The sequence below is a fragment of the Pseudomonas sp. genome, from assembly GCF_049590575.1.
Taxonomy (GTDB): domain Bacteria; phylum Pseudomonadota; class Gammaproteobacteria; order Pseudomonadales; family Pseudomonadaceae; genus Aquipseudomonas.
The window spans coordinates 1-3,110 of the sequence record NZ_JBAWDE010000142.1 but is presented as its reverse complement, the minus strand read 5'-3'; the positions used below and the strand labels follow the sequence as shown (position 1 = coordinate 3,110).

The window sequence follows — 3,110 nt, the reverse complement described above, 5'->3', positions numbered from 1 at the left end:
GGCTGGAGCTGTTCCCGAAACTGCCGATTTCCGGCATGACCGGCAGCATCGCCGCCAACTGCACGCTGATTTCCATCGACGGCGACCACTGGCTGTTGCACCTGGACCCGGCCCACAGCGCCCTGTTCAACGCGACCCAGCAACGCCGCCTCAACGATGCCCTGAACCAGTACCATGGGCGCACGCTGACCATCGCCATCGAGCTGATCAAGCCCGAGCAGGAAACCCCGGCCCAGGCCGCGACCCGTCGGCGTATCAACCGCCAGCGCGAGGCTGAGGATTCGATCCATGGCGATCCGCTTATCCAGCAAATGATGCAACAGTTCGGTGCGGTCGTCCGCCACGATACTATTGAACCTGTCGAAGCCCCGGTGCCCCAGGCGTCATGACACCGGGCTATTCATTGATCCACGTACTTTTGAGGTGATTCCCATGATGAAAGGTGGCATGGCCGGCCTGATGAAGCAGGCACAGCAGATGCAGGAAAAAATGGCCAAGATGCAGGAAGAACTGGCCAACGCCGAAGTCACCGGTAAGGCCGGTGGCGATATGGTCAGCGTGGTGATGACCGGTCGTCACGACATCAAGCGCGTGAGCATCGACCCAAGCGTATTGCCGGGCGCCAGCGAAGACGACCTGGAAATGCTCGAGGCGCTGTTCGCCGCCGCCGTCAACGACGCCGTGCGCAAGATCGAAGCCAACAGCCAGGAAAAAATGGGCGGCGTGACCGCCGGCATGCAACTGCCACCGGGTATGAAGCTGCCGTTCTGATACGTCTGCTTTAGCTAGACTCGAATGCCAGGCCCAGCGCCTGGCATTTTTGTTTGTGCTGATCCAATCGAACCCTGGCGTTGTAAACAGGGTCTGCACCCTATACCGACGGAATCGATAAAGGAGCCCCCTCATGCCTCAAGAACCCATTCTCAACCAGCGCATTGTCCTGGTCTCACGCCCGCAAGGCGCGCCGACACCGGAGAACTTTCGCCTGGAGCGGGTGAACCTGCCGGAGTTGGCAGACGGTCAGGTCCTGCTGAAAACCTTGTACCTGTCCCTCGACCCCTACATGCGCGGGCGGATGAGCGACGCACCGTCCTACGCCGCGCCGGTAGAGATCGACGAAGTGATGACCGGTGGTGCTGTGAGCCGAGTCGAGCAATCGCGTAATCCGAAATTCGAAGTGGGCGACCTGGTGGTCGGTTCCACCGGCTGGCAGAGCCACAGCATTTCCGATGGCCGCAACCTGATGCCGGTGCCCAAGGGCCTGGCCAGCCCGTCCATGGCGGTCGGCGTGCTGGGCATGCCGGGCATGACTGCCTACATGGGCTTGATGGACATCGGCCAGCCCAAAGAGGGGGAAACCCTGGTGGTGGCGGCCGCGTCCGGCGCCGTCGGCTCGGTGGTGGGGCAGGTGGCCAAGCTCAAGGGCCTGCGCGTGGTCGGCATTGCAGGCGGCGCCGACAAGTGCCGCTACGTGGTGGATGAACTGGGTTTTGATGCCTGCATCGACCACAAGAGCGAGCACTTTGCCGATGAGCTGGCCCAGGCCTGCTTCAAGGGCGTGGACATCTATTTTGAGAACGTGGGTGGCAAGGTATTCGACGCGGTGGTGCCACTGCTCAATCCAAAGGCGCGCATCCCGTTGTGTGGTTTGATCGCCGGCTATAACGCGCATGAGGCGCCCAGCGGTCCCGACCGCTTGCCGACGCTGCAGCGCACCTTGCTGACCAAGCGTGTGCGCATCCAGGGCTTTATCGTGTTCGACGATTACGGCGATCGCCAGCCCGAGTTCCTCAGCGCCATGGCGCCGTGGGTGCGCGACGGCAAGATCAAGTTCCGCGAAGACGTGGTCGACGGCCTGGAACAGGCGCCCGAAGCCTTTATCGGTTTGCTCGAAGGGCGCAACTTCGGCAAGTTGGTGGTGCGCGTCGCGCAGGACTGAAGATTTGACGCTAATCCGGGGCGCGGGTATAAACCGCGTCTCGTTGTTTTGTCGGACCCATCGCCCATGAGCTTCAGCCCCCTGATTCGCCAACTGATCGACGCCCTGCGTACTTTGCCGGGCGTGGGCCAGAAAACCGCCCAGCGTATGGCGCTGCAATTGCTGGAGCGTGATCGCAGTGGCGGCACGCGGTTGGCCCAGGCCCTGAGCCAGGCCATGACCGGCGTAGGCCACTGCCGTCAGTGCCGCACCCTCACCGAAGAAGAACTCTGCCCGCAATGCGCCGACCCGCGCCGCGACGACACGCTGCTGTGCGTGGTGGAAGGGCCGATGGACGTATACGCGGTGGAGCAGACCGGTTATCGCGGGCGCTACTTTGTGCTCAAGGGTCACCTGTCGCCGCTCGACGGTCTGGGCCCGGAGGCCATCGGTATTCCGCAACTGGTGGCGCGGATAGAAGAGCAGGGCACCTTTACCGAGGTGATCCTGGCCACCAACCCCACGGTGGAAGGCGAGGCGACTGCGCATTACATTGCCCAGTTGCTGACCAACAAAGGCCTGATCACCTCGCGCATCGCCCATGGCGTGCCGTTGGGGGGCGAGCTGGAATTGGTCGATGGCGGCACCCTGGCGCATTCTTTTGCCGGGCGTAAGCCGATCGCCCTGTAAGTCATTCCCCAAGTTCAAACTGTGGGAGCGGGCTTGCTCGCGAATGCGGTGTATCAGTCAATACATTTGGTGACTGACACCCTGCATTCGCGAGCAAGCCCGCTCCTATATCGGTTTGCGTGGTCAGTGATAGCTTGAAAACCAAGCAAGCGCTTGGTAATTTCTCTCCACCCCAGCGTGGAGCTCGCCGATGTCTGCCTACCAGGACTACTTCGACCCCAGCCACCAATTGGTCCGCGACAGCGTGCGCCGTTTCGTCGAGCGCGAGATGTTGCCGGGTATCGAGCAGTGGGAGGAGGCGGAGAGTTTTCCCCGCGAGCTGTACTTCAAGGCCGGCGCTGCGGGCATCCTCGGCATCGGCTACCCCGAAGTGCTGGGCGGCAGCCACGAAGGTGACCTGTTCGCCAAGGTCGCTGCCAGCGAGGAACTGATGCGCTGCGGTTCCGGTGGTGTGGTCGCGGGCTTGGGCTCGCTGGACATCGGCTTGCCGCCGGTCATCAAA

The 3,110-nt window shown here is 62.4% G+C and carries 5 protein-coding genes; all 5 read left to right on the top strand.

Annotation, left to right across the window (positions count from 1 at the left end):
• The coding region (locus tag WBR57_RS11080) for a DNA polymerase III subunit gamma/tau C-terminal domain-containing protein (protein WP_424083865.1) at positions 1-389 on the top strand (389 nt) is incomplete at its 5' end.
• A gap of 43 nt (positions 390-432) precedes the next feature.
• Positions 433-771 carry a YbaB/EbfC family nucleoid-associated protein gene (locus WBR57_RS11075; protein ID WP_122543846.1) on the top strand — a complete coding sequence of 113 codons (339 nt, stop codon included), beginning with the start codon at positions 433-435 and terminating at the stop codon, positions 769-771.
• 133 nt (positions 772-904) lie between these two features.
• On the top strand, positions 905-1,939 hold the full coding sequence (locus tag WBR57_RS11070; RefSeq protein WP_424083864.1) for an NADP-dependent oxidoreductase: 1,035 nt from the start codon (positions 905-907) through the stop codon (positions 1,937-1,939).
• Positions 1,940-2,005: 66 nt separating this feature from the next.
• The gene (gene recR / locus WBR57_RS11065; protein ID WP_015885312.1) at positions 2,006-2,608 is read left to right on the top strand and encodes a recombination mediator RecR; all 603 of its coding nucleotides are present in this window, start codon (positions 2,006-2,008) and stop codon (positions 2,606-2,608) included.
• Between the two features lie 190 nt (positions 2,609-2,798).
• A partial coding sequence (locus tag WBR57_RS11060; protein ID WP_424083863.1) for an acyl-CoA dehydrogenase family protein occupies positions 2,799-3,110 on the top strand: 312 nt, incomplete at its 3' end.

Coding starts and splice junctions, on each gene's coding strand:
- WBR57_RS11075 (WP_122543846.1), top strand. CDS start 433: ATGATGAAAGGTGGCATGGCCGGCCTGATGAAGCAGGCACAGCAGATG.
- WBR57_RS11070 (WP_424083864.1), top strand. CDS start 905: ATGCCTCAAGAACCCATTCTCAACCAGCGCATTGTCCTGGTCTCACGC.
- recR (WP_015885312.1), top strand. CDS start 2,006: ATGAGCTTCAGCCCCCTGATTCGCCAACTGATCGACGCCCTGCGTACT.